General features: G+C 63.3%; 23 protein-coding genes. 2 read left to right on the top strand and 21 right to left on the bottom strand.

What is annotated here, in order from left to right; all coding sequences use genetic code 11:
* Nucleotides 1–92 precede the first annotated feature (92 nt).
* From ACYQ0Z_RS07130 to ACYQ0Z_RS07110, 5 genes are all read right to left on the bottom strand, one after another.
* Nucleotides 93–1,553, bottom strand: coding sequence for an IS1182 family transposase (locus tag ACYQ0Z_RS07130; RefSeq protein ID WP_459865977.1), 1,461 nt, complete (start codon nt 1,551–1,553; stop codon nt 93–95).
* Nucleotides 1,554–1,584: 31 nt separating this feature from the next.
* On the bottom strand, nt 1,585–3,075 hold the full coding sequence (locus ACYQ0Z_RS07125) for an alanine/glycine:cation symporter family protein (protein WP_459865974.1): 1,491 nt from the start codon (nt 3,073–3,075) through the stop codon (nt 1,585–1,587).
* Nucleotides 3,076–3,130: 55 nt separating this feature from the next.
* Nucleotides 3,131–4,678: an acyl-CoA carboxylase subunit beta gene (locus ACYQ0Z_RS07120; RefSeq protein WP_459868769.1), complete on the bottom strand. Its 1,548-nt coding sequence runs from the start codon at nt 4,676–4,678 to the stop codon at nt 3,131–3,133.
* 76 nt (nt 4,679–4,754) lie between these two features.
* Complete coding sequence (gene mce / locus ACYQ0Z_RS07115) at nt 4,755–5,618, bottom strand: methylmalonyl-CoA epimerase (protein WP_459865971.1); 864 nt, start codon at nt 5,616–5,618, stop codon at nt 4,755–4,757.
* A 3-nt stretch (nt 5,619–5,621) separates the two neighbouring features.
* Entirely contained in the window at nt 5,622–7,274 is a 1,653-nt protein-coding gene (locus ACYQ0Z_RS07110) for an acyl-CoA mutase large subunit family protein (RefSeq protein ID WP_459865967.1), read from the bottom strand.
* A 193-nt stretch (nt 7,275–7,467) separates the two neighbouring features.
* Here ACYQ0Z_RS07110 and ACYQ0Z_RS07105 point away from each other — a divergent pair, with 193 nt between their 5' ends.
* Nucleotides 7,468–8,205: a 5-formyltetrahydrofolate cyclo-ligase gene (locus tag ACYQ0Z_RS07105; RefSeq protein WP_459865964.1), complete on the top strand. Its 738-nt coding sequence runs from the start codon at nt 7,468–7,470 to the stop codon at nt 8,203–8,205.
* Between the two features lie 90 nt (nt 8,206–8,295).
* On the opposite strand, the gene ACYQ0Z_RS07100 is transcribed toward ACYQ0Z_RS07105, so the two are convergent.
* The 9 genes from ACYQ0Z_RS07100 to ACYQ0Z_RS07060 all read right to left on the bottom strand — a co-directional run bounded on the left by ACYQ0Z_RS07100 (nt 8,296) and on the right by ACYQ0Z_RS07060 (nt 19,402).
* Nucleotides 8,296–8,739, bottom strand: coding sequence for a DUF420 domain-containing protein (locus tag ACYQ0Z_RS07100; protein WP_459865961.1), 444 nt, complete (start codon nt 8,737–8,739; stop codon nt 8,296–8,298).
* A 265-nt stretch (nt 8,740–9,004) separates the two neighbouring features.
* Entirely contained in the window at nt 9,005–10,384 is a 1,380-nt protein-coding gene (locus ACYQ0Z_RS07095) for a dihydrolipoamide acetyltransferase family protein (RefSeq protein ID WP_459865958.1), read from the bottom strand.
* Nucleotides 10,385–10,408: 24 nt separating this feature from the next.
* Nucleotides 10,409–11,392, bottom strand: a complete 984-nt coding sequence (locus ACYQ0Z_RS07090; protein WP_459865955.1) for an alpha-ketoacid dehydrogenase subunit beta — start codon at nt 11,390–11,392, stop codon at nt 10,409–10,411.
* A gap of 13 nt (nt 11,393–11,405) precedes the next feature.
* Nucleotides 11,406–12,401: a thiamine pyrophosphate-dependent dehydrogenase E1 component subunit alpha gene (locus ACYQ0Z_RS07085; RefSeq protein ID WP_459865952.1), complete on the bottom strand. Its 996-nt coding sequence runs from the start codon at nt 12,399–12,401 to the stop codon at nt 11,406–11,408.
* Nucleotides 12,402–12,440: 39 nt separating this feature from the next.
* Nucleotides 12,441–13,865, bottom strand: a complete 1,425-nt coding sequence (gene lpdA / locus ACYQ0Z_RS07080; protein WP_459865947.1) for a dihydrolipoyl dehydrogenase — start codon at nt 13,863–13,865, stop codon at nt 12,441–12,443.
* Nucleotides 13,866–13,955: 90 nt separating this feature from the next.
* The gene (gene buk / locus ACYQ0Z_RS07075) at nt 13,956–15,065 is read right to left on the bottom strand and encodes a butyrate kinase (RefSeq protein ID WP_459865944.1); all 1,110 of its coding nucleotides are present in this window, start codon (nt 15,063–15,065) and stop codon (nt 13,956–13,958) included.
* Between the two features lie 14 nt (nt 15,066–15,079).
* Nucleotides 15,080–16,174 (bottom strand): Leu/Phe/Val dehydrogenase, encoded by a 1,095-nt coding sequence (locus ACYQ0Z_RS07070; RefSeq protein WP_459865941.1) that lies wholly within the window; start codon nt 16,172–16,174, stop codon nt 15,080–15,082.
* 48 nt (nt 16,175–16,222) lie between these two features.
* Nucleotides 16,223–17,227: a phosphate butyryltransferase gene (ptb, locus tag ACYQ0Z_RS07065; protein WP_459865938.1), complete on the bottom strand. Its 1,005-nt coding sequence runs from the start codon at nt 17,225–17,227 to the stop codon at nt 16,223–16,225.
* Between the two features lie 135 nt (nt 17,228–17,362).
* Nucleotides 17,363–19,402, bottom strand: a complete 2,040-nt coding sequence (locus ACYQ0Z_RS07060; protein WP_459865935.1) for a sigma-54 interaction domain-containing protein — start codon at nt 19,400–19,402, stop codon at nt 17,363–17,365.
* A 198-nt stretch (nt 19,403–19,600) separates the two neighbouring features.
* Here ACYQ0Z_RS07060 and ACYQ0Z_RS07055 point away from each other — a divergent pair, with 198 nt between their 5' ends.
* A complete protein-coding gene (locus ACYQ0Z_RS07055) occupies nt 19,601–19,870 on the top strand; it encodes a DUF2627 domain-containing protein (protein ID WP_459865932.1) in 270 nt (89 codons plus the stop codon).
* Between the two features lie 17 nt (nt 19,871–19,887).
* Here ACYQ0Z_RS07055 and ACYQ0Z_RS07050 read toward each other — a convergent pair whose 3' ends face one another.
* The 7 genes from ACYQ0Z_RS07050 to spoIVB all read right to left on the bottom strand — a co-directional run bounded on the left by ACYQ0Z_RS07050 (nt 19,888) and on the right by spoIVB (nt 26,236).
* A complete protein-coding gene (locus ACYQ0Z_RS07050; protein WP_459865929.1) occupies nt 19,888–20,781 on the bottom strand; it encodes a hypothetical protein in 894 nt (297 codons plus the stop codon).
* The gene (locus tag ACYQ0Z_RS07045) at nt 20,778–21,467 is read right to left on the bottom strand and encodes a glycosyltransferase family 2 protein (protein WP_459865926.1); all 690 of its coding nucleotides are present in this window, start codon (nt 21,465–21,467) and stop codon (nt 20,778–20,780) included. The genes ACYQ0Z_RS07050 and ACYQ0Z_RS07045 overlap by 4 nt, the downstream gene beginning before the upstream one ends.
* Nucleotides 21,464–22,015: a copper transporter gene (locus ACYQ0Z_RS07040; protein WP_459865923.1), complete on the bottom strand. Its 552-nt coding sequence runs from the start codon at nt 22,013–22,015 to the stop codon at nt 21,464–21,466. The genes ACYQ0Z_RS07045 and ACYQ0Z_RS07040 overlap by 4 nt, the downstream gene beginning before the upstream one ends.
* A gap of 8 nt (nt 22,016–22,023) precedes the next feature.
* Complete coding sequence (gene steA, locus ACYQ0Z_RS07035) at nt 22,024–23,166, bottom strand: putative cytokinetic ring protein SteA (RefSeq protein ID WP_459865920.1); 1,143 nt, start codon at nt 23,164–23,166, stop codon at nt 22,024–22,026.
* Between the two features lie 136 nt (nt 23,167–23,302).
* Nucleotides 23,303–23,896, bottom strand: a complete 594-nt coding sequence (locus ACYQ0Z_RS07030; RefSeq protein ID WP_459868766.1) for a GNAT family N-acetyltransferase — start codon at nt 23,894–23,896, stop codon at nt 23,303–23,305.
* A gap of 24 nt (nt 23,897–23,920) precedes the next feature.
* Nucleotides 23,921–24,706, bottom strand: a complete 786-nt coding sequence (gene spo0A, locus ACYQ0Z_RS07025) for a sporulation transcription factor Spo0A (protein WP_459865917.1) — start codon at nt 24,704–24,706, stop codon at nt 23,921–23,923.
* A gap of 81 nt (nt 24,707–24,787) precedes the next feature.
* On the bottom strand, nt 24,788–26,236 hold the full coding sequence (gene spoIVB, locus ACYQ0Z_RS07020; protein WP_459865914.1) for a SpoIVB peptidase: 1,449 nt from the start codon (nt 26,234–26,236) through the stop codon (nt 24,788–24,790).
* Nucleotides 26,237–26,343 lie beyond the last annotated feature (107 nt).

The following is a 26,343-nucleotide window of genomic DNA, read 5'->3' as shown; positions in this document are numbered from 1 at the left end:
CACGTTCCGGCAAAAGAAAATCCCCCGGGCCGGCCAAAGGAGAGAATCCCCGCTGCCTGCGCGATCGGATCCGCCCAAGAAAAAAAGCGCCCCTAAACGGGCGCTCCCAGACTGCAGACAAACTCCCTCGGTGCCAACGCAGCCGAGGGAGTTTTCTTGTCGTCTGTGAACAATAAAGAGAAGAAATTAAGGGCATGGCGCCCTGTTTTTCCTAACCTCCATAACCAATTCGCCAGCTTTTTTAAATTCATGCAAGCAAAAACAAGCATCGCCTGCATTGTCACTTTTTCCAACCCACGTAAAGTGGTCCAACGCAAGCCATGCTTCTCCTTGAGATCCGCAAATACACGCTCAATCGTTTCCTTTCGGCGTGCATATAGGCGTTTATTCACTTCTGTATGGCGCAAGTGCTCCACTTCTTCCATGTAATGGGCCCAGATATGGCGGCTCACACGCTTAACCGCGTCGTGGCTTTCTGTGCACTGGGAGCGGAATGAACAAGATCGACAGGTCGTGGCATCGGAACGGTAGATTCTGTAACCCTCACGGGTCGTGGTTTCGTAGGTAAGCACTTGTCCGGCAGGACAAAGATAGCAATCGTAGTACTCATCGTACACGTAATCTTGCTTTCGATACCTTCCGTCTTTTGTGTGGGGACGGGTATACGGCATGACCGGACGGACCTGTTGGTCCAAGAGGTACTTGCTGATATAGGGTGTTTTATACCCTGCATCCACCGCGACAGCGCTGGGTTTTCCGACATGCTTGACGGCTTGCTCGAACACATCCGAAAAGACCTGACTGTCATGAACGTTGGCGGCCGTGACGACGGCACTGACGACAAAGCCGTTTTGGTCGCTGGCCGCATGGAAGGAGTAAGCGAACGTCTGTTCCTTTTCGTTTTTGACAAACCAGCCGCTGTCCGGATCAGTGGTGCTTTGCTTCACCTCCTTCCAGACGGCTTTAGACTTTTTTGGCAACGGCTTTTTCCCATGCGCTACGCGGTCCTGGTTGATTTCCTCTTCCAGAAGTTCTTGATATTTTTTTCCTTCTTCCTGAACGAGCCGCTTGATGAATTTTCTCTTGTTGGCGTTGGCTTTGACATGGGTGGAATCAATATACAGAACGGAAGGGTCCACAAGCCCGTGATGGCAGGCTTCTTCGAGAATGCGCGTAAAGATCTTTTCAAACAGGTCGGTACCCTTGAATCGGCGGACATAGTTTTTTCCAAACGTCGTGAAATGGGGAATGGGCTGGGTGAGATCGTATCCCAAAAACCACCGATAGGCGAGATTGGTTTCGATTTCCTTGATGGTTTGACGCATGGAACGGATGCCGAACAGATACTGGATGAGCACCATTTTGATGAGGACAACGGGATCGATGCTGGGTCTTCCGTTGTCTGGGCAATAACGATCTTCCACCAGGTCATAGATAAACGAGAAATCGATGGCGTTTTCGATTTTGCGGACCAGGTGATCCTGAGGAACCAATTCGTCCAACGAAACAACGGTAAGCTGGTAACGGCCTTCGGCCGACTGTTTTCTCAGCATGTGGCCACCTCTGCATGATGGGATAAGAACTCTATTCGACAAAAAAGCGTGTAGACCTTGTACCTCCCGGTACTTTGTCTACACGCTGAAGCGCCCCTAAACGGGCGCTCCTTTTCCTCCAGACAAAAGCATCGGCCCCCTTCTTGGACTCCGCTAGCCCGTCACGCCCGCCGGGTTTCGACGAAAACCGCTCCTTCTGCAGCCGTTCACGGAACGCGCGCGTTTCGGCCACCACGACACCGGAGAGCACCAGCAGGGCGATCAGGTTTGGCACGGCCATCAGCCCGTTGAACACGTCGGCAATGCTCCACACGAGGTCAAGTTTCACGACCGTGCCCACAAAGACAGCGACGACCACCGCCCAGCGGTACCACAGGATCCGGCGGGTGCCGAAGAGGTACTCGAAGCACTTCTCGCCATAGTACGACCACCCCAGCACCGTCGAGTAAGCGAAGAGGATGAGGCCGATGGTGACAACCCACTTCCCAAAGCCGGGCAAGAGGGCGTTGAACGAGGCCGACGTGAGGCTGGCGCCGGACAGGTTACCGTCAGCGTACAAGCCGCTCATGACCAAGACGAGTCCGGTGACGCTACAGACGACGATGGTGTCGAGGAACGTGCCGGTCATCGACACCAGCCCCTGGCGGCAGGGGTGGTCCGTCTTCGCCGCCGCGGCCGCGATCGGCGCGGAACCCAGCCCGGCTTCGTTGGAGAAGACGCCGCGGGCCACGCCGTAGCGGATGACCGTCCCCAGCGCGCCGCCGGCCACGGCCTCGCCGGTAAAGGCGTCCGTGAAGATTAGCGCCAGCGCCGCCGGCAACTTGTCCAGGTGAAGCAGGATGACGATCAGGCCGCCGATGAGGTACACGATTGCCATGATGGGGACGAAGAAGGCCGTCACGCGACCGATCGCCTTGATGCCGCCAATGATCACCAGCGCTGTAAAAACAGCCAGAACCACACCGGTCACCCACGTCGGCACGGACAGCGCGCGCTGCAGGGCGTCGGCCACGGAGTTGGACTGCACCGATGTACCAATGCCGAAGCAGGCAATGGCGCCGAAGACGGCGAAGAGGACGGCCAGCCACCTCCACCCGAGCCCGCGCTCAATGTAGTACATCGGGCCGCCGGACATTTCCCCGCGGTCGTTCTGCACCCGGTACTTGATGGCGAGAACAGCCTCGGCGTACTTTGTGGCCATCCCGACGATGGCCGTGAGCCACATCCAGAACACCGCCCCGGGACCGCCCGTGGCCACCGCGGTGGCCACGCCCGCAATGTTCCCGGTCCCGATCGTCGCGGCCAAGGCCGTGGTCAACGCCTCGTAATGCGTCACATCCCCTTGCGACGAGTGGTCTTGCCTGCGCGAGAAGGCCAGCTTCAGGGCGTACGGAAGCTGCCAGAACTGGAGCAGGCGTAGGCGAATGGTGAGGAAGATGCCCGTCCCCACCAGCAGTACGAGCATCGGCGGCCCCCACACGAGGTCGCTCAGCCATGTGATCGCCTTTTCCAACGCGGCCATGTACCCCTTCCCCTCTCCTGTTTCGCGATTTGTCGACGAATTTCGTCTTTTTTCATTACAGTGGCAAGTTGCTGTGCTTCTTGGCCGGGCGGCTCTCCTGCTTGTCGCGGAGCATCTCCAGGGCCTGGATCAGCTTGAGGCGCGTTTCGCGCGGATCGATCACGTCGTCCACCATGCCGTGGGACGCGGCCACGTACGGATTGGCGAACAGACGGCGGTACTCGGCAATCTTTTGCGCGCGCGTGGCCTCGGGGTTGGGCGACTCGGCGATCTCCTTGGCAAAGATGACGTTGGCCGCCCCTTCGGGCCCCATGACGGCGATTTCCGCGCAGGGCCAGGCATACACCACGTCGGCGCCGATGGCCTTGCTGTTCATCGCCACATAGGCGCCACCGTAGGCCTTGCGCAGGATGACGGTGATCTTCGGCACCGTCGCCTCGGAATAGGCGTACAGGATCTTCGCCCCGTGGCGGATGATCCCGCCGTGCTCCTGGTTGACACCGGGGAAGAAGCCCGTCACGTCGACAAAGGTTACCAGCGGGATGTTGAAGGCGTCGCAGAAGCGAACGAAACGGGCCAGCTTGTCGGAAGCGTCGATGTCCAGCCCGCCGGCCATCACCTTGGGCTGGTTGGCCACAATCCCCACTACCTCGCCGGCGATGCGGGCCAGGCCCACGACAACATTGCGGGCAAACTGGGCATGCACCTCGAAGAAACTCCCCTCGTCGACGACGAGATCGATCACCTTGTGCACGTCGTAGGCCTTCGTCCCCTCCACGGGGACCACGTCGGCCAGCTCCTCGATCCACACGTCGCGCTTGGTCACCGTGTAGGGCACCGCCGGCGGCCGTTCCCGACAGTTTTGCGGCAGGTACGAGAGAAGCTTGCGCACCATCTCCAGGACGTCCGATTCGCTGGGCGCGGTGAAATGGACGTTCCCGCTCTTGGTGGCGTGGACGCGGGCCCCGCCCAGTTCTTCGGCGGTGAGGCGCTCCCCGGTCACCGTCTGGATCACCTTGGGCCCGGTGATAAACATCTGGCTGGTGTTCTCCACCATGAACACGAAATCGGTCAGCGCCGGCGAGTAGACGGCACCCCCGGCGCAGGGGCCCATGATCACGGAAATTTGCGGGATGGCGCCCGAATAAATGGCATTGCGGTAAAACACGTGCCCGTAGCCGTCGAGGGAAATGACCCCTTCCTGAATGCGGGCCCCGCCGGAATCGTTCAGCCCGATCACCGGCGCGCCGTTCTTGGCCGCCAGGTCCATGATGCGGGCGATCTTCAGGGCGTGCATCTCGCCGAGGGCCCCGCCGAACACGGTGAAGTCCTGGGCGAAGACGTACACCGGACGGCCGTGGATCTTGCCGTAGCCGGTCACCACCCCTTCGCCGGGCGCTTCCACCTTGTCCATGCCGAACTGGGTGGCCCGGTGGGTGACGAAGGGATTCAGCTCGACAAAGGTATCCGGGTCGAGCAAGAGGTCGATGCGCTCACGGGCCGTCAGCTTGCCGCGGGCGTGCTGGGCAGCAATCTTCTCCTCGCCGCCGCCCAGCTCGATCTTGCGCTTGCGCTCGTACAGGTCATCGATCTTCTCATACATCGCGGCTTGGGGATCGGTCATCGTTGTCGGGTTCACCGCATCCACCTCCGACCATTGTTCGCGTTCGTTCGTGCCCTCACGCCTGTCGCTTGTGCACATCTACTTCCCCATGGGGTTCACACAGCTCAATCAGCACACCGTGGGCTGTCCGCGGATGGAGGAAAGCGATGCGGTGCCCGCCGGCGCCGGCTTTGGGCGTCTCGTGAATCAACTGAGCGTTCGCTCGCTTCAGGGCAGCAAGACGCCCCTCAATATCCTCCACCTCAAAGGCGATGTGGTGAATGCCTTCGCCGCGCGTCTCCAGGAACTTGGCCACCGGTGACGACGGGTCGGTGGGCTCCAAGAGCTCGAGGCGGCTTTCCCCGATCGCGAGAAAGGCCACGCGCACCTTTTCGCTCTCCACCGTCTCCGTGCCGAGCAGGCGAAATCCGAGCAGCTCGGTGTACGTGCGCACGGCCGCATCGAGGTTCCGCACGGCGATGGCCACGTGGGCGATTTTCTTCGGCGACGGCATGACCGGTTCCGCCGGCTTTTCGCCGCGCCGTTCCGCCACCAGCTCGCGAATACAGGATACGATCTCGCTCGTCGGCGTACCGGGGGTGAAGACACGGCGGATGCCATTTGCCTGCAGGAAGGGGATGTCCTCCTCCGGAATGGTCCCCCCGCCGATCACGGGAATGTCGTCGGCCCCCTGCTCTTTCAGAAGGCGCACCACTTCGGGGAAAAGCTCGTTGTGCGCCCCGGAAAGGCACGATAGGCCAATCACATCGACGTCTTCCTGGATCGCCGCGCTGACGATCTGCGCCGGCGTCTGCCGCAGGCCGGTGTACACCACTTCCATCCCCGCATCGCGAAGCGCCTGGGCAATGACCAGCGCCCCGCGGTCGTGACCGTCAAGCCCTGGTTTTCCAATTAGCACGCGGATCGTCTCCCGATGCATGGGTCACACCCCCTGATACTCGCCAAATTCCTCGCGCAGCACGCCGCAGATCTCCCCTACCGTGCAATAGGCGCGAACCGCATCGAGGATGTAGGGCATGAGGTTGTCTGTCCCGCGCGCCGCCTTGCGGAGCGCTTCCAGGCGCTTGGCGGCGAGGGCGTTGTCGCGCGTTTGGCGCAGGCGCTCCAGCTTCGCTTTCTGCTTTTCGGCAATGGCCGGGTCGACCCGCAACAGCTCCGGCTGCTTTTCGTTTTCGATGCGGAACTTGTTGACCCCGACAACCACCAGCTCGCCGGATTCGATCTTCCGTTGCGTTTCGTAGGCCGCTTTGCGGATCTCCCGCTGCGGGAAGCCCTGCTCGATGGCCGCCACCGCGCCGCCCAGCTCGTCGATCTTGCGGATGTAGACCCACGCTTCCTCCTCGATGCGGTCGGTGAGGGCCTCCACGAAGTAAGAGCCGCCCAAGGGGTCGACGGTGTCGGCGACGCCCGTCTCGTAGGCGATGATCTGCTGCGTACGCAGGGCAATGCGCGCCGACTCCTCCGTTGGCAGGGCCAGCGCCTCGTCACGGGCATTGGTGTGCAGGCTCTGCGTGCCGCCCAGCACCGCAGCCAGCGCCTGCAACGCGACGCGCACGATGTTGTTGTCGGGCTGCTGGGCCGTGAGCGTCGAGCCGCCGGTCTGGGTGTGGAAGCGCAGCATCATCGAGCGCGGATTCTTCGCCCCGAAGCGTTCCTTCATGATCTTGGCCCACATGCGGCGCGCGGCGCGGAACTTGGCGATCTCCTCAAAGAAGTGGTTATGGGCGTTGAAGAAGAAGGCCAGGCGTGGCGCGAACTGGTCCACCTCGAGCCCCGCCGCAATGGCCGCTTCGACGTAGGCGATGGCATTGGCCAGGGTAAAGGCCACCTCCTGCACCGCCGTGGAACCGGCTTCGCGGATGTGGTAGCCGCTGATCGAGATCGTGTTCCACTTCGGCACGTGGGCGCTGCAATAGGCGAAGATGTCGGTGATGAGGCGCATCGACGGCTTGGGCGGGAAAATGTACGTGCCACGGGCGATGTACTCTTTCAGGATGTCGTTCTGGATCGTCCCGGCCAGCTTGTCGGCCGGCACGCCCTGCTTCTCGCCCACGGCGATGTACATGGCCAGCAAGATGGCTGCCGGCGCGTTGATCGTCATCGACGTGCTGACGCGGTCGAGGGGGATCCCCTCAAACAGCGCCTCCATGTCGAGCAGGGAGTCAATGGCCACCCCCACCTTTCCCACTTCGCCCATGGCCATCGGATGGTCGGAGTCGTAGCCGATCTGCGTCGGAAGGTCAAAGGCGACAGACAGACCGGTCTGCCCCTGTTCGAGGAGGTAGCGAAAGCGGCGGTTCGTCTCTTCCGCCGTGCCAAAGCCCGCGTACTGGCGCATGGTCCAGAGCCGCCCACGGTACATCGTGGGCTGGATGCCGCGGGTAAACGGGTATTCCCCTGGGAAACCCAATTTTTCGAGATACGCTTCGTCTGGATTCTTCGGCAGGTACAGCCGCTCAACCTCGATCCCTGACAGGGTGGTGAACACGTCTTTTCGTTCGGGAACCTTTTTCAGCAGTTCCGCCGTCGTCGCTTTCCATGACGCATAACGCGTATCAAACGTATCGCCGGCCATGACCGTGTGCCACGCCCCTTCCGTCTCTTCAGTTTTTATCGAAATGAACAATGTTTTACGAAATTATGATAACACAAACCAGGTCTCTGTGGTATGTCCTCTACCGGCGGCGCTACAATAGAGGGGTAGCCGCGCCCGCCTTTCGGACGGAAAAGGAGCGCGCTGCACGAAATGGTCACAGGGAGGAGACCCCATGGACAAAGCACGCATCCGCCAATGGATATGGGACGAGCTTACCCGCACCGGTCAAGCCGCCTTTCCCAAGCCGGTCCATGGACGGATTCCCAACTTCCGCGGCGCAGCGCAGGCGGCCGCCCGCCTCCGCCAGCTCGACGTGTACCAGCGTGCCCGTGTGGTGAAAGTGGGGCCGGATGCCCCTCTGCACCCCATCCGTACCATGGTCCTACGTGACGGCAAGACCCTGTACATGCCCACCCCGCGCCTGGCCGGCGGCTTTGTCGTCCTCCGGGATGTGCCACCGGGAAAAGAGCGGAAGGCCACGTCGCTGGCCCACTTTCAGGCGTATGGGCGAGAAGTGCCCGTGACCGCCATCGAGCCGATCGATCTGGTGGTTGCAGGCAGCGTTGCCGTCGACCATCGCGGGGTACGGGTCGGAAAGGGGGAAGGCTACGGCGACCTGGAATTTGCTCTCCTCTGTGAACTGGGCAAGCTTACACCCGACACGCCGGTGGTGACCGCCGTGCACGACCTGCAGGTGGTGGACAGCCCGGATCACCCCCTCGGCATCCGCCTTCCCCACGATGACCACGACATCGCCGTCGACGTGATCGTCACGCCCACCCGCGTCATCCACACAAAAAACCGGCCGCCGCAGCCCTCCCGCATCGATTGGGAGAAGCTCGGCGACCGGCTGGAACAGCTCAAGCCCCTGGCGGAATGGCGGCGGCTGCAGGGAGACACCGCGTCGTGAGGAGGCTCCGGTCCCCGTCCGATGGCACTGGCCAAGGGGAATCCCGCGTTCCCGCGCAACGGCGCGAGGGCCGCAGGGTGCGGCCCTCGTTTACCCGATGATGCCGTATCCCGGGCGACCAAAGGTGTACAGCAGCACGAAGGTGATCGGCCCCGTCACCGAGACGAACAGCCAGAGCGGATAGCTCCACCGCGCCCACCGGCGGTGAAGGACATCCTTGCCCTTCAGGCCGAGAATCAGCGTGACAATCACCAGCGGGACGTTGACCGTGGCGGCCAGGGAATGCAAGCCAAGAACCGTCAAGTACACGGCGCGCAGCATCGGGTCGCCGACAAAGGGTGTGGTGCCGTACAGGGCCGCCTTGATGAGGTACAGGACGAGGAACAGCGCCTGGAGCAGCGTCACGATGATCATCAGACGGGCATGGACGCTGACCTCGCGGCGCTTGATGGCCCGGCGGGCCCGCACCAGCAGGATGGCGCTGGCGCTGTTGATGAGCGCGTTGGTGAGGGCAATGCTAAACACGGGATCCATCGCCATTCCTCCTTCTCAGTAGCCGGGGCGCGCGCACCGAGAACATCATACCACATTTCACGGCCCCTCGAATGGCCTGCCCCCGCCGGTGTTCCCATTTCGACCGCCTCGATCCCCATTATCCCGAGGACGTCAACCGGGTTGTTTGGTGTGTCGCTGCTCCGGGTGGGGGTTCGGTCAAGCCCATCGCAAAAGAAAGAACGGGCATCTCCGCAGAGACACCCGTTCTCCCCGACCACCCTACAGACGAGAGCGGTCAGATGGATTAATACAGGGACATGCCCGGTCCCATCGCCTCAAGGCGCTTCTTGACGGCCTGCAGGAACTTACCGGCCACCAGCCCATCAAGAATGCGATGGTCAAGGGACAGGCACAGGTTCATCATGTCGCGCACCGCGATCGAACCGTCGTCGCGCACCACCGGACGCTTGACAATGGCCTCGCAGCTCAGGATGGCCGCCTGCGGGTAATTGATGATCGGCATCGACAGAATCGAGCCGAAGGAACCGGTATTGTTCACCGTGAACGTCCCGCCGGCCATGTCGTCGGGCGTCAGCTTGCCGGCACGGGTGCGCTGCGCCAAATCGTGCACCGCCTTGGCCAAGCCGTAGATGCTCTTCTCGTCGGCATCCTTGATGACGGGAACGTACAAGGCGTCCTCCGTGGCCACGGCGATGGAGATGTTGATGCGCTTTTTGAGGACGATCGAGTCGCCGGCCCACACCGAGTTGAGGATGGGGTACTCCTTGAGCGACTCGACAACGGCCTTGATGACGAAGGGCAGGTAGGTGAGCTTGAACCCTTCGCGCTTCTCGAACTCGGCCTTCACGGCCTCGCGAAGCTTGACAAGACCGGTCACGTCGACTTCCACCATCGTCCAGGCGTGCGGCGCCTCGTGTTTCGACTGCACCATGCGCGTGGCGATGGCGCGGCGCACCGGCGTGACGGGGATCACCTGGTCGCCCGGCTCGGTCTTGACGCCCGGTGCCGCCGAAGCCGGCTGAGGTGCCGCTTGGGAGGCCGGTTGCCGAGCCTGATCCGCGGGCTGGGCTGCCGGCTGCGCCGCCGCGCGAGTCGGGGTGGCCGGAGCTGCCGACGCGGGCTGGGCCGCTTGGGCCGCCGCACCGCCTTGCTCGATAAAGCGCAGCACATCCTTGCGGGTGACGCGCCCCTCACGACCGGTACCCGGCACCTGGCTGAGGTCGATACCGTACTCCTGGGCCAGCTTCAGCACGGCCGGCGAATAGCGCCGTTTCTGGTCGCGCGGCAGGGCCGCCGCGGGGACGGCGGGCTTGCCTTCACTGGCGCCTTCTGCGGGCGCTCCCGCCGGAGCAGGCGACTGAGCCGCCTCCGCCTGGGGCGCAGCCTCTGCGCCGTCCTTCGCCGCGTCTTCGGCCGATCCTTCGCCTTCCGCTTCCATCAGGCAGATCGGGGTACCGACCGAAACGGTTTCCCCTTCCGGCACGAGGATCTCCTTGATCACGCCGGAGACGGTGGACGGCACCTCGGCGTTCACCTTGTCGGTCATGACCTCGCAGAGGGGGTCGTACTTGTTCACCTTGTCACCGGGTTTGACAAGCCATTTCGCAATCGTTCCCTCGGTGACGCTTTCCCCCAACTGGGGCATTTTGACTTCTACCGCCATGATGAACCTCCTTTGTCCCGTTCGTTAAAACTCGGCCAGTTCTTTCATCGCTTGATACACCTTATCCGTGTTGAGCATGAAGAACTTCTCCAGCGGCGGGCTGTAGGGCATGGCCGGGATGTCCGGGCCGCACAGGCGCTTGATCGGCGCATCGAGGTCGAAGAGCACTTCCTCGGCGATGATCGCCGCCACTTCGCCGCCAACGCCGCCCTCCTTGTTGTCCTCGTGGACGATGAGCACCTTCCCGGTTTTGGCCGCCGCTTCGCAGATCGTCTCCTTGTCGAGCGGGTACAAGGTGCGTAGGTCGACCACGTGGGCGCTGATACCCTCCTGGGCCAGCCGTTCGGCCGCCTCGAGGCAGAAGTGTAGCGCCAGGCCGTAGGAGAAGACGGTGATGTCCTCGCCTTCCCGCTTGATGTCGGCCTTGCCGATCGGCAGCACATAGTCTTCCTCGGGCACCTCGCCCTTGATGAGGCGGTAGCAGCGCTTGTGCTCGAAGAAGAGCACCGGGTCATCGTCGCGGATGGCCGCCTTCAGAAGGCCCTTCACGTCGTAGGGCGTCGACGGAGCGACCACCTTCAGTCCGGGCGTGCTGTTGAAGAGGGCCTCGACGCTCTGGGAGTGGTACAGCGCCCCGTGGACACCGCCGCCGTAGGGGGCACGGATGACAATCGGGCAGTGCCAGTCGTTGTTGGAGCGATAGCGCATCTTGGCCGCCTCGTTGATGATCTGGTTGACGGCCGGGTGGATGAAGTCGGCAAACTGGATCTCCGCCACCGGGCGCATCCCGTACGCCGCGGCGCCGATGGCCACGCCGACGATGGCCGACTCGGCCAGCGGCGTGTCGATGACGCGCTCCTCGCCGAATTCGTCGATCAAGCCCATGGTGGCGCGGAACACGCCACCGCGCTTACCGACGTCCTCCCCGAGCACGAACACGCGCTCGTCGCGGCGCATCTCCTCGCGCAAGGCCTGGGTGACCGCTTCAATGTACGAAATCACCGGCATCGTCCGTCCCTCCTCACTTCTCGGCGTACACGTACTTCAGCGCGCTCTCCGGCTCGGCGTACGGGGCCTTTTCGGCGTACTCGGTGGCCTCGTCCACTTCGCGCTGCACGCGCTGGGCGATCTCCTTCTCCTGCGCCTCGGTCATCGCGCCCACTTCCAGCAGGTACTGGCGGAAGCGCGGAATGGGGTCTTGCTTCTTGGCTTCCTCCAGCTCCTCCCGCGAACGGTAGGTGCGGTCGTCGTCGTCGCTGGAATGGGGCACCAGACGGTTGACCACCGCTTCGATCAGCGTCGGCCCTTCCCCGCGCAGGGCACGCTCGCGGGCTTCCTTCACCACGCGGTAGACTTCCAACGGATCGTTGCCGTCAACGCTCACGCCGGTAAAGCCGTACCCGACGGCCCGCTTGGCCACGCTGTCGACGGCCAGTTGCTTCTTGAGCGGAACGGAAATGGCGTACTTGTTGTTCTGGCAGAAAAAGATGACCGGCAGCTTGTGCACTCCGGCGAAGTTGGCCGCTTCGTGGAAGTCACCCTGGTTGCTCGACCCCTCGCCGAAGGAGGTGTAGACGACGAAGTTCTTGCGTTGCATCTTTGCCGCCAGGGCAATGCCCACAGCATGGGGCACCTGGGTGGTTACCGGGCTGGACCCAGTGAGGATGTTGAGCCGCTTGCAGCCGAAGTGGCCGGGCATCTGCCGCCCGCCGCTGTTCGGATCCTCCGGCTTGGCGAAGGCCGACAGCATCAGGTCGCGCGGCGTCATGCCGAAGACCAGCACCACCGCCGCGTCGCGGTAGTACGGGCACAAATAGTCGACGCCCTTTTTGAGGGCGAAGGCCGCGCCCACCTGCGCCGCCTCCTGTCCCTGGCAGGAGATGACAAAGGGGATCTTCCCGGCGCGGTTCAGGAGCCACTGCCGCTCGTCCACCTTGCGCGCCAGGAGCATGTAGTAGTACATCTCGACGACTTGCTCGTCGGTCAGGCCCAGGGCCTTGTGCCGATTCTCCGCCATGCCGTTGCGCCTCCTTTGCCTATGCTCCAGAGCCCGTGCTTAGGCCCCGTGAATGGCCTTGCCGTCGACGGCCAAGGCCGCTTCCATGATTGCCTCGGCCAGCGTCGGGTGCGGATGGACGGTATGGGCCACTTCCCACGGGGTCGCGTCGAGCACCCGCGCCAGTCCGGCTTCGGTGATCAGGTCCGAGGCGTGCGGGCCGATGATATGGACCCCGAGGAGATCGTTCGTCTTCGCGTCGGCAACCACTTTGACAAAACCGTCCGGCTCGCCGAAGATAAGCGCCTTGCCGTTGCCGCGGAAGTTGAACTTGCCCACCTTGACCTCGAAGCCCTTCTCCCGCGCTTCCCGCTCGGTCAAGCCCACGCTGGCCACTTCCGGCCGCGAGTAGGTGACGCGCGGAATTTTCGTGTAATCGATCGGGTCGGGGTTCAGGCCGGCCATGTGCTCCACGGCGACAATCCCTTCGTGGGACGCCACATGGGCCAGCTGCGGCGTGGCAATGACGTCCCCGATGGCGTAAATGTGCTTCTCCTTCGTCTGGAAGAATTCGTTCACTTTGATAAAGCCTTTCTCCAGCTCGATTTCCGTGCTCTCCAGGCCGATATCCTCCACGTTGGGCAGGCGCCCCACGGAAACGAGCATCTTCTCCGCGGACAGGGTGATGCGCTGACCGCCCTTGTCCGCCTCGATGGTGAAGCCGCTTTCCGTCTTGCGGAACGTTTCCGGCAGCACCTTGGCCCCGGTGTGGATCGTCACCCCGCGCTTCTTCAGGATGCGCGTCATCTCCTTGCTGATCTCCTCGTCCTCCGTCGGCAGAATGCGGTCGAGGAACTCGACGATCGTCACCTCGACGCCGAAATCGCGGAGCATCGAGGCCCACTCCACGCCGATCACCCCGCCGCCGACGATGACGATCGATTTCGGAAGCGTTTCCATTTCCAGGGCCTCATCGGACGTCATCACCACGGTGCCGTCCACCTCAAGCCCCGGCAGCGTGCGCGGCCGCGACCCGGTGGCAATGAGGACATGCTCGGGAACGAGGATCTCCTGCTCCCCGTCCTGGGTTTCCACGCGGATGGCACCAGAACGCGGCGAGAAGATGGACGGCCCCATCAGCCGGCCGTATCCCTTGACGACGGTGATCTTGCCCTTCTTCATCAGGTGCTGAACGCCCTTGTGCAGCTGCTCGACAATGGCGCGTTTGCGCGCCTGCACCTTGGCAAAGTTGAGGGTGACACTGCCGGCTTCGACACCGTATTTCTCGCCTTCGACCAGCGTCGCGTACACCTCGGCGCTGCGCAGCAGCGCCTTGCTGGGAATGCACCCGCGGTGGAGGCAGGTGCCGCCCAGCTTATCCTTTTCCACCACGGCCACGTTCATCCCCAGTTGCGCGGCGCGGATGGCGGCCACGTAGCCGCCCGGCCCCGCGCCCAGAACCACCAGATCAAACTCGCGAGCCACGTCGCATCCTCCTTCGCGCTCGTCTTTCGTTGCCCGCCATGGGGTATACGTCAAACGCCTGACACAATCGAGCTCCGCCGCACCTGCAACCTAGCGCTGCAGGACCATTTCACGTGCCTCCTCGGCAGGGTACTCCTTGGCCTCCTCTTCCCCACGCAGCACGCGCAGGGCTCCCTCGGCCAAGGCGAACAGCTCGTTTTCCCCAGGGTGGATCTTCACCGGCGCCATCCAGGAGACGCGCCGGACGATCCAGTCGGTGAACATCTTGCTGTAGGCCAGTCCGCCGGTCAGAATGATGGCATCGATACGCCCTTCCAGCACCGCGGCGGCGGCGCCGATGGCCTTGGCCACCTGATAGGCCATCGCTTCGTACACGAGGTGGGCCCGCTCGTCCCCCTCCTCCACGCGCCGCTCCACCTCGCGCGCATCGTTGGTCCCGAGCAGGGCCACCAGCCCGCCCTTGCCGACGAGCATGCGCCGGATCTCCTCCTGCGTATGCTGCCCCGAAAAGCAGAGCCGCACCAGATCACCGGCGGGAACCGTTCCCGCACGTTCCGGGGCAAAGGGTCCCTCGCCGTCGAGGGCGTTGTTCACGTCGACGACACGCCCCGCCTTGTGGGCGCCAACGCTGATGCCGCCGCCCATGTGGGCCACAATGAGGTGGGCTTCTTCGTACCGTTTGCCCATCTCCTTGGCGACGCGCCGGGCCACGGCCTTCTGGTTCAGGGCATGGAAGATGCTCTTGCGCTCGATGGCCGGCACGCCGCTGATGCGGGCCAACGGCTCCAGCTCGTCGACGACGGGTGGATCGACGATAAAGGCCGGGATGTTGAGCTGCGACGCGATCTCGTAGGCCAGGATGGCCCCAAGATTGGAGGCGTGCTCCCCGTACCGGCCGCTCTTGAGGTCGTCGAGCATGGCCGCGTTGACCCGATACGTGCCCCCGGGAATGGGGCGCAGGAGACCCCCGCGCCCGACAATGGCGCTAAACTTGGTCAGGTTGAAGCCCTTTCTGTGCAGGGCGTCGAGGATCACCTGCTTGCGGAAGGGATACTGGTCGATGATGCGCGCGTAGGGCGTCAACTCCTTGACATCGTGGCGCAGCGTCTCTTCAAACAGGGACTTTTCGTCCTCGTACACCCCGATTTTCGTGGACGTCGATCCGGGATTGATGATGAGCAACCGATGGGATCGCTGCACATCGTTCCCCCCGCTTACCGTCGGTCGAGGACCGACTTTTCGTTGCGCACGAAGGTGCTGCGCGTTTTCGCCACCTGGGCGATGCGCTCTTCGGCCATCCGGTCGGCCGCCTTGTAGGTGGGAATGTTGTCCCGCTTGGCGATCTCGAACACCTTCATCAGGTTGTCGTAGATGGTCTCCACCTTCTTCAGCGCACGCTCGCGGTTGTAGCCCTCAAGCTCGTCGGCCACGTTGATCAGCCCGCCGGCGTTGATCACGTAGTCAGGGGCGTAGACGATGCCCATTTCGTGGATCTGATCGCCGTGGCGCTCCTCCTTGAGCTGGTTGTTGGCCGAACCGGCGATCACCTTCGCCTTCAGTTTCGGGATGGTCTCGTCGTTGATGATGCCCCCCAGGGCGCACGGGGAAAAGATGTCACATTCGACGGCGTAGATCTCGTCGGCGCTAACCGCCTGGGCGCCGAATTCCTCCACCGCGCGCTTGACGTTGTCGGGGTTAATGTCGGTGACGATCAGCTTCGCCCCTTCCTGGTGCAGGTGCTTGCACAGGTGGTAGCCCACGCTGCCCACACCCTGGACCGCCACCGTCTTGCCGGCCAGCGAATCGTTACCGAAGGCCACCTTGGCCGCCGCCTTCATGCCCACGTAGACACCGTAAGCGGTTACAGGCGACGGGTTGCCGCTGGAGCCGAACTCGGGCGAAACGCCGGTGACGTAGTCGGTTTCCTGGTGGATGATATCCATGTCGGCCACCGTCGTCCCCACGTCTTCCGCCGTGATGTAGCGGCCACCCAGCGACTGGATGTAGCGCCCCAGGGCGCGGAACATCGCCTCGTTCTTGTCCTTCTTCGGATCGCCGATGATCACCGTCTTGCCGCCACCGAGGTTGAGCCCTGCCGCCGCGGCCTTGTACGTCATCCCGCGGGCCAGACGCAGCACGTCGATGATGGCATCTTCCTCCGTCTCGTAGGTCCACATGCGGCACCCGCCGAGGGCCGGACCGAGGGTGGTGTCGTGGATGCAGATGATCGCTTTCAGCCCCGAGGCCGCATCGTGGCAGAAGATGAGCTGTTCGTAGTCGTATTTCTGCAGGTAATCGAAGATGTTCATGGTCTCCTCCTCCTCACATTTGGCAAAGTGAAACGGGTGAGAAACGCGTCACGCCGATACCGGCGCGCGCGATCGTTCCGCCGTGAGCACCGCCAGCGCGATGGCGTAGAGCTTCGTCTCCGGCGAGTCGGCACGCGAGGTGACCACCACCGGCGCCTTGGCCCCCACAAGAATGCCGGCAATCTTGGCCCCCGCCAGGTAGGTCAGCGTCTTGTACACCGCGTTGCCCGTCTCGATGTTCGGGACGATGAGCACGTCGGCAAACCCGGCCACCGGGCCGCCCACTTTTTTGTGCGCCGCCGCCTCCGGCGACACAGCTACGTCGAGGGCCAGCGGGCCGTCCACGTCGGCTCCCTTGATCTGGCCGCGCTCGGCCATCTTGGCCAGAATGGCCGCGTCGGTCGTCGACGGCATGTCGGGATTGACCGTCTCGATGGCGGTGATCAGGGCCACCTTGGGCCGGTCGATCCCCAGCGCACGGGCCACCTGCACGGCGTTTTCGATGATGTGTACCTTCTGCTCCAGCGTCGGGGCGATGTTCATCGCCGCGTCGGTGAGCAGCATTAACCGGTCGGCCAGCGGCGCCTCAAAGACGGCCACGTGGCTAAGCACCCGACCGGTTCGCAGGCCGTGCTCCTTGTCTAACACGGCGCGAAGAAAGTCCGCCGTCGGAACCATGCCCTTCATGACCACATCGGCTTCCCCGTCGCGGACCGCCTTCACCGCGGCGAGGCACGCCGCCTTGGGGTCCTCCACGTGTTCCACCATCACCTGGTTCAGCGGGAAACCGATTTGCTGCGCGATGCGCTCAATATTCAGGCGGTTTCCGAACAGCCGGAACTCGGCGATGCCCTGCCGCCGGGCTTCCTTGACGGCGGCGAGCACGTCCTCGTCCTCGGCCACCGCCACGGCCACGGTCACCGCCGGTCTCCGCCTGGCGTACTCCAATAAATCCTCAAGTCGATTCATGCGGTTCACCTTCCATGAATGCCATGTTGGTGCGCAGCCTGTATCCCCCTCACAAGCAGCCTTTGCATCGAGGCGCCTCGCCATTCCATGTGATGTATCTAGCAAAAACAATGCCAAAATCCTCACTCCCCACCACCCCGCGGCCGGCACGTACCGCATCCTACACACGTGCAAATTTTTGCATGTTATTGCAAACGCTTTCATGAAACATGTTGCGCATTACCTCCGGGGCGCCGGGTCGTCCCCTTCCCCGCTATCCCGATTCAGGCCGAGTTTGTTCAGCTTGTAATACAGGTTGCGGACAGAAATCCCGAGAAGCCGGGCCGCCTCCGTTTTGTTTCCTCCGGTGGCGTCCAGGGCCCGAGCAATGTGCTCCGCCTCGGCACGCCGGACGACGGCTTCCAAGGGTTCGATTGGCCCATCCGTCCGGCGTTGGCTGTGGGCCGGTACCGTTCCCCCTTGTTGGTCGAGGGGCGGCAAATGGGAAACGCGAATGACCGTCTCGTTAAATTTCATGTTAATGATGGCCCGCCCGAGAATGTTTTCCAGTTCCCGGACGTTTCCCGGCCACGTGTAGGAGGACAGTACTTCGAGGGCGGCCGGGTCGACGCTTTTGACCATTCGCCCGTACTCCTGGTTGAACTTGCGGATCAAGTGGGCGCACAAAAGGGGAATGTCTTCCTTGCGATAGCGCAGGGGCGGAATGAAAATGGGGAAGACGTTGAGTCGGTAATACAAGTCTTCCCGAAATGTGCCCTGCTGAATGGCCCGCTCGAGGTTGACGTTGGTGGCGGCGATCACGCGCACGTCAACGGGAATGGGCTTCGTCCCGCCCACGCGCACCACCTCTTTCTCCTGCAACACACGGAGGAGCTTGGCCTGCATGTTCAGCGACAGCTCGCCGATCTCGTCAAGAAAGATCGTTCCTCCGCTTGCCTCCTCAAACAGGCCACGCTTGCCGCCGCGCCGCGCGCCGGTGAAGGCGCCCTCCTCATAACCGAAGAGCTCGCTTTCGAGCAGCGATTCCGTCAGCGCCGCGCAGTTTACGCGCACGAACTGGTTGTACTTGCGGTCGCTCGCGTTGTGGATGGCGTGGGCAAAGAGTTCCTTGCCCGTACCCGACTCGCCCCGCAACAGCACCGTCACCGTCGTCTTGGCCGCCTTTTTGGCCTGTTCCACGGCGATGCGCAGCGCGTCGCTTTCTCCGATGATGTCCTCGAAGGTGTATTTGGCCTCCAACGTGCGGATGATCTTCTTGGCCTGTTCCAGTTCCGCATTCAGCCGCTTGATCTCCGACACGTCATGAATCACGCCCACACTGCCCTTCAGCTCGCCGTCGACGATGATCGGGGCGACGTTGACGATGACATCCTTCTTTTTCGGCCCCACTTTGAGGGGAACGCCGCGGACGGGCTTGCGCGTGCGCAACACCTTCATGTGCATGCTCTCGCCTTCGGAGATGTCCACATCGGCCGGCTTCCCGATCACGTCTTCCTCCGTCAAGCCCGTGAGCCGGGTGTAGGCGGGGTTAATCAGAATCCCAATGCCCCGCGCGTCAACAACGGAAATGGCGTCTTCCGTCGCATGAATGATGGCCTCGAGCAGGCTCCGCACCTCCTTCAGGTTTGTCACCTGCTCCGCCAGGGCCATCACGTCGGTGATGTCACGAAAGACGGCCACAGCACCGACGACCTTCCCGTTTTCGTCGACAACCGGGGTACGGTTGGTGACGATGCGCCGCCCGCCGTCAAGCCGCTGCTCCTGGTTGCGTTCGGCCTGTCCGGTTTCCAGGACGCGCAGCAGCCGGCTGGAAGGGATGACGTCGGTCACCCGCCGCCCCAAGACGTCCTCCCGCTTGAGACCAGTAATCGTTTCCGCGGCGCGGTTGAACAGCGTGATGCGCCCCTCGGCGTCCACGGCCAGCACGGCATCGTGGGTGGCGTCGAGGATGACGTCCCGTGCGCGCCGGGCCTTTTCCAGGGCGGTGCGCAGGCGGGCCGTTTCCGCCGCCAGATCGGCCAGGGCGTCGGCCACCTCCCCCCACACCACGGCCGCGCCCTTTGCCCGCTCGCGCACCGCATCAACCGCCTGGGGATCGCGCGCCGTCACCACCACCAGATCGGGATCGCCAGCCAGCGCCGTAGCAACATCCGCGGGCCATTCCGCCACCCCCACAAGGGTCACCCCCTTAGCCTGCCGCAAGAGGCGCACCAGTTCCCGGGTTTGCGTACCGTCTCCGACCACCGCAACCCGTTTCACCGTCCCCGCTCCTTTCCCTCGCGTCCGTTGTGCGACAATTTTTTCAGTCGTCTTGTGAAAATACTTGCAGGCATCGCGATTATACCGCATTGCGCCGTGGACGGGGAGAGAGTTTTGCGTTACGATGGGAACGGCACGTCCATCCGCCGCTTGGGAACGCGAACTCGCCCATCCACGCCGGAAAGGGGGGATGGCCCGATGATGCTGATCCAGCGGCTCCTGGCCTTGCTCATCCTCGTCTCGGCCGGCCTCGTCGCCGCCTATGGCTGGAAATTGATGCGCGACGCCGTATTCTCCGTGGTTGCCCAAACCGCCACCGTGTACGATGGGCTTTCCTTTCTTGCCGGCGTTGTCCTCTTCCTCTGCGGCCTCACTTTTCTCGGTGGGTTCCTCTTCTATCGCGACAAAAAACGGCGCCGCGTACAAAAACGGTTCTTGAAAACACGGCGCCGGGACAACGGGGCATAGGCCCTGTCTTTTTTTTTTTACTGGCTCCGGTCGACCGGGTGCGGAGGCCCTTCATCGGGCTGCCCGAGCCGGTCGAGGTACGTCAAGAAAGGAACGCGGGCAATGAGTTCGGAGAGCGACCGCCGCTCAGCATAGAGGTGCAGGGCGACCAGAACCGCCAGCCACCCCACCTGAAACCCTACTGGCGCCCACCAGACGATCCACAGGCCGAGCAGGGCACCGATGACGTTACTGCCGGCGTCGCCGAGCATGGCGCGGCCGCGAACATCGTGGGGGAAGAGGGCCGCCCCCGCGCAGGCGGCCGGAAACCAGTGGAACCACGCCGAAACGGGGAGGAACGGCAGGAGCGAGGTAAGCAGGAGGCCGGCGGCCTTCAGCGCGCGGCCGGGGCGCAGGTCGAGCAGGTTGACGGCGTTGGCCGACAAGGCCATGACCAGCAGCGCCACCGCCCACGCTGCCCCGCGAAAACCGGACAGCCACGCAGCAGCCGCCGCCACGGTCAGACCGCCGACGGCTTTCGCCGCTCCGGTGGTCGGCCGCCCGATCAGAAGTGCGCGCAGGTGGCCGCGCAGCCCGGTGACGGCACGGCTTCCCCAGAGGTCGTCGACGGTGCCGAGAAGCGCGAAGCCGCCGACAACAAGAAGCTGGATGAGCGCAAGAGGCGCCGCCTCGGTTCCGCCGCCCGCGCCCCACGCCCACAGCAAGGGCACGCTCCCGGCGGGCAAGGCGATCGCCCAGCCCGAGGCCACGGGGACAACGTCACCCCGGTAGTTGGCGCGAAGCGGACCCATGCGCCGCAACACGGCGAGCGTGATGCGCACCGATAACCACCCGAAGGCCATCGACACGGCGACACCGCCCCAGAAAAGGGCAAGGGCCGGTCCCTGGCCCATCAGATCCGCACCCGTCACGGTACCCGCCGCCCTTCCCGCCGCTTGCGGCGTAACGTGAGGGCGATGTCAATGAACTGGCGCCCGCGGTGCAAGAAGCCACGCACGTCGCGCCCCGTCTCGCGGTGGCGAAAGGGCACCTGCACTTCATAAAGGCGGAACCCCGCCCGCAGCACGTCGACGGTTAACCCCACCTCGACGCCAAAGCCCCCGGACAGGGGGGGAAGGGATTCCAGCACCACCCGGCGGACTGCCCGCTGCCCGGACAGCGGCGCTTGCAGGGCATAGCCGGTGAGGTGTTCGACGCCGAATCGCGCCAGCCCCTTGACCAAACCAAAGCCCCCTTTTCGGCGCGCCGGGGGGAACACCGCCACCACCACGTCGGCCATGTCGCGCTGCACGGGATCGAGCAGGGCCGGCGCGTAGGCGGCCGTCTCCCCTAGATCGCCATCCAAGAACAACAGAATCTCGCCGTGGGCCGCCCGCCACCCCGTCTCCAGGGCCGCCCCCTTGCCGCGGTTTTCACCGTGCACGAGGACGCGGTCGGCGTAGGGGCGCGCCGCATCGGCCGTGCCGTCGGTGCTGCCATCGTCGACCACGATCACCTCGTCGACACAGCCCGCCCGGCGCAAGGCGTCCAGCGTCTCGGGCAGGGTGGCCGCCTCGTTGTAAGCAGGAATGACGGCCGACACGCGCACCCGTGTCATGACGAGATCCCTCCCTGCATGCGGCTGACGATCTCTTTTACCGCATTGAGATACCCGTACGGCGTCGGATCCGCTGTGTCAACGCGCACGGTGGGCACCTGCGCCCGCTCGAGCCATGAAGGGACCTGATTCCCCGCCACCACGAGCACGATCTTCCCTCCCGGTTTTTCGGGCGGCGCGTGTGCTTCCGGCGGCACGAGGGTCACGGCAAAGCCCACGTCGCGCAAAAAGGCGGCCAGTCCCTTGACCGCGTCCGGATCCCCCACGAGCCACACGTGCGGGGAGGTTTGGGCCATCGCTTCGGCCAGAACGAGGCGCGACATCTCGCGGACCGTTTCCTCAAATTGGACATGGAGCGCATCCAGGCGCCGCTGCAACGCCTTGTTCTGCTTGACCGTCTCCTCGTATTTCTGCGTGAGGCTGGCCAGCACGTCCTGCTGGTTGGCCTCGATCCACCGCTGGCCGGCCGTGCCTCCGAGCAGAATCCCGATGCCCAGGGCCAGGAAGACCGATACCACCGTGACCACGTGGTAGCGCCATGGATACACGGCATCCCTCACCCCATCAGCAGCTTGACGTTCACCCACACCAGGCGCCACAGCCGTGTCAACGACTCGCTCACCGCGGCCAACGCCGCCACCGGCACACAGGCGGCCCCGATCAGATAGGCCAGGGTTCGCCATTTCAGGCGCCGCGGGTAAAGCTTGGAGACCCCGCGGGCGTCGACCAATTTGGCGCCGATCTTCATCCGCACGAGAACGGTGCTGGCCATCCCCTGGCGTCCTTTTTCCAGAAAATCGATCATGTTCGAGTGCGTGCCTACGGTGACAATCAGTTCGGCCCCTTTCTCATAGGCGAGCAGCAAGGCGATGTCCTCGCTCGTCCCCGGCGCACAGAGCACGTGTCCGCTGAGGCCCAGCTGCTGAAGCCGTGCCAGGCCGGGGGCCCGACCATCGGGATAGCCGTGCACGATCAAGTCCGCCCCGCAGCGCAGGGCGCGGTCGGAAACGCTGTCCATGTCGCCGATGATGATGTCGGGCGTCCAGCCGAAATCGAGCAGGGCATCGGCGCCACCGTCAACGCCGATCAACGCGGGACGGTAGTCTTCCACGTACCCGCGGATGGCCAGCAGGTCTTGCCGGTAGTGGCTGCCCCGCACCACAACCAGCACGTGGCGGTCCTGAAGCGGTGTCCGCAGCACCGGGGTCAGCAGCGGACGAATGAAAAACGCCTTTTCCTTCGCCGCAAACCGGAGGGTATTGTCGATAAACTGCGCCAAGCGGTTTTCGAGGTTGGCCACGCCCCGCTGGTAGCGGCGCTCAAGCTCCTCGTCCGTGATGCGGCGCGCGGGCAGCACCGTGGCGGTCTCTTCGACCCACAGATGTCCATCATCCAGCACGAGGCGCGATCCCTCGGGGATGCGCGCAAAGTCGGGCTCGGCGATTTCAAACAGGGGCACGCCGCTGCGGGCCAGGAGGAGAGCCCCCTCTGCCGGATAGCTGCCGCTCAAAAACGGCAAGGCGTTGACCACCGCCCGCACACCGGCGTCGAGTAGGCCACGGGCCGCCACCTCGTCCACATCGCGATGACGGATGACGGCAATCTCCCCTCCCGCCAAGCGCATGACCAACCGCTTTGTCCGTTCGTCAACAACCGCCGTGCCGCTGATCGGCTTGCCGGAACGCCACCAGGCGATCACGCCGTTCCCTCCTGTGCCACACACTTCCTGTTCGGTACTAGTTTGGCAAGCGGAAGAAATTCTCATTCCCCTGCGCCCAAAAAGAAAAACCGACCGTTCCACACGGTCGGCTCGCTGCGGATCATGCCGATCGTCATCACCGGTGCTGGCGCGGTCGCGCCAAAGCCGTCCCCTGCAGCGCGCGCCGTTCGCGCCACTCTTCCGCCAACATCGCGTACACCGCGTGGTCGCGATACGAGCCGTCGGCAAACCGCTCGACGCCCCGCAGCACGCCCTCCAGGCGAAAGCCCAACCGCTCGGGGACCGCACGGCTGCGGAAGTTGGTCACCGCGGCGCGGACCTCCACGCGATGCAGGTCCCACTCGTCAAAGAGGAAATCGAGCACCGCGGCCACGCTGCGCGTCATCAGCCCCCGTCCCTGAAAGCCCGCGCCCAACCAATAGCCCAGGCTGGTCCTGCGGTTCGCCCAATCGATCCAGTGCACGCCCAGCACGCCCGCGAGCGCACCGGCACACCAAATCCCCAGATGAAATCCATCACAGCGGGAGAGCTGTTGGAGCCCGCTGCGGATGAACGCGAGGGAGTCGTCGACGCGCCGCGTTTTGTCCACCCACGGCAGCCAGGGCCGGAGATGGTCGCGGTTTTCGTCCACCAACACGAGCAGCGCCTCCGCGTGATGCGGCAGCAGCAGGCCCAGGGCCAGCTCATCCTCCACCGGCCAGCGAAACAGCGTCGGCGCTTTGTGCCCCATCCCTCAGCTCACCACTTTCTGCTCGATGCGCAGCCGGTCAGCAACCATGGCGATGAATTCGCTGTTCGTCGGTTTGGCCTTGGCCACGTTGATCGTGTAGCCAAACAGGCTGCTGATCAGCTCCACGTTGCCACGGGCCCAGGCCACTTCGATGGCATGGCGAATGGCCCGCTCCACCCGGCTGGGCGTGGTGTTGAACTTGCGGGCGATGGAGGGGTAGAGCTCTTTGGTAATCGAGCCCAGCAGCTCAACGTTGTGGTACACCATGGCAATCGCTTCGCGAAGGTACAGATAGCCCTTGATGTGCGCCGGCACGCCAATCTCGTGGATGATGTTGGTAATGCGCACGTCCAGGTCATGCTTTTTCGGACTTGACGCCGCGGCCGTCTGAATGGGCAACATCACGCGGTCATGAACCACCACTTGGCGGATGCGATTGGTCAGCACTTCCATATCAAAGGGCTTGAGAATGTAGTAGGAAGCCCCCAGCTCGACAGCCTTTTTCGTGATTTCCTCTTGGCCGAAGGCGGTTAACATGATGATCTTGGGAAAGACCGGCAACTGCATGCTGTGCAGCCGCTCGAGAACAGCCAAGCCGTCCAAATGGGGCATGATAATGTCGAGGATCAACACGTCTGCCGCGGTGTTTTCCAGGACGGCAATCACATCGTTTCCGTTGTACGCTACCCCGACGACTTCCATATCTTCTTGCTGGTCAATAAATTCCGCCAACAAATTGGTAAACTCACGGTTGTCGTCGGCAAGCACCACCCGTACCTTTTGTGTCACGCGGCAAATCCTCCTTTTTCGGCGAACTGCGGAATTCGTAAAGGGTGATCCCCTGGCTTCCACCATAAAGATCATTCGCGATTAACCGGGAAGTTCCTTCTGAGTCGACCGGACTTTTCGTCTACATTTTCCGACTTTTATCACCCAGTTTCTGTCGAATGTGCCCGGGGCACGCAAAAAACCGCCGGCCTGTGCGCGCGGCGGCTTGTTGGTTGCATTCGGATTCGCATTGAGATCGTACCCGGCATCGCGGAGCATCCACTCAATAAACACCCCGTAGCCGGTGGTGGGATCATTGACAAACACGTGGGTCACGGCGCCAACCAGCTTGCCGTTCTGGATGATGGGGCTTCCGCTCATCCCCTGCACGATCCCTCCGGTCTTCTCCAGCAGGCGCGGATCGGTGACGCGGATCACCATGCTTTTGGTGGCGGGAAAGCGCTGGGAAGAGACGCTGACGATTTCGACGGAAAAGCGCTCCACCTTGCGCCCCTCGACGACGGTGAGCATCTCGGCCGGCCCTTCCCGCACCTCTTCGGCCAGGGCGATGGGAATCGGTTCGCGGAAGAGGGCGGGCTGTGGCGCTTCCGTAAGGGTACCAAAGATGCCGAAGGGGGTGTTCTTCTCAATTTTGCCAAGGGTACGGTTTTCGTCCACCAAGGTGGCACGTTTCTGTCCCGGCTCGCCGCTGCTTCCCTTGTCGATGGACGTCACGTCGGAGGGAACGATCACGCCGCCGCCAACACGAATGGGCTGGCGCGTGTCGACATCGGAGATGACGTGGCCCAGGGCGCCAAACCGGCGCGTCTTGGGGTCATAGAACGTCAACGTACCGACACCGGCAGCCGAATCGCGGATGTAGAGGCCGAGGCGATACTGCCCATCCTTGTCGCGGGCCGGGCGAAGGGTCACCTGCACCTGGTCGCTGCCCCGTGCCAGTTTCAGCACGATCGGCCGTCCCGTCGCCCCCGCTGCCCGCACGCGCGCTTCCACATCGCCAACCGATTGCACCGCCGTCCCGTCAATGGCGGTGATCACGTCGCCAACGCGCACACCGGCTTCCCGACCGGGCGACAGCGGCCGGTCGCCATGAGGGACCAGATAATGCCCGACCACCAGGACCCCCGCCGAGCGGAGCTTGACGCCGATGGACTGACCGCCGGGAACCACCCGCAGCTCCGGGAGCACGGAAACGGTCACCTGACGAAGGGGGAGCGTGCCCATTTTTACCGCCATGCGGGAGGACCCCACATCTCCGGGCAACAACACCCACGTTCCGTTCGCCGTCCCGACTGGTGACGCGGGGGTGGACGAAGCCACCCGGGCAGTGCCGGGGCGTTCGACCTGCACCACTTCGGGATTGTCAACGGTGACGGTACCACCGGAAAACAGCGGAAGGGGCTTCACCGCTCCTTGGACGACGCGGATCTCCTCGGGCAAGGCGGCAAACCGCTGAAAGGGGGGCGAAAAGGCGAAGAGGACGGAGAACACCATCACGCAAAGACCAATTGTTTTTCTGGAGATGGACAACAGCCATCACGCTCCTACCTTCCCTGCCTGCACCTCCTGCTGCGTGTAGTACTAGCGTGTCCGCCTTTGGGGCGAATATAACCCCGTAATTCGTGGACAAAAAGAAG

This window comes from Calditerricola yamamurae (assembly GCF_054654135.1).
Note: the sequence above shows the minus strand (reverse complement) of the source record. Positions and strands in the feature narration are given on the sequence as shown.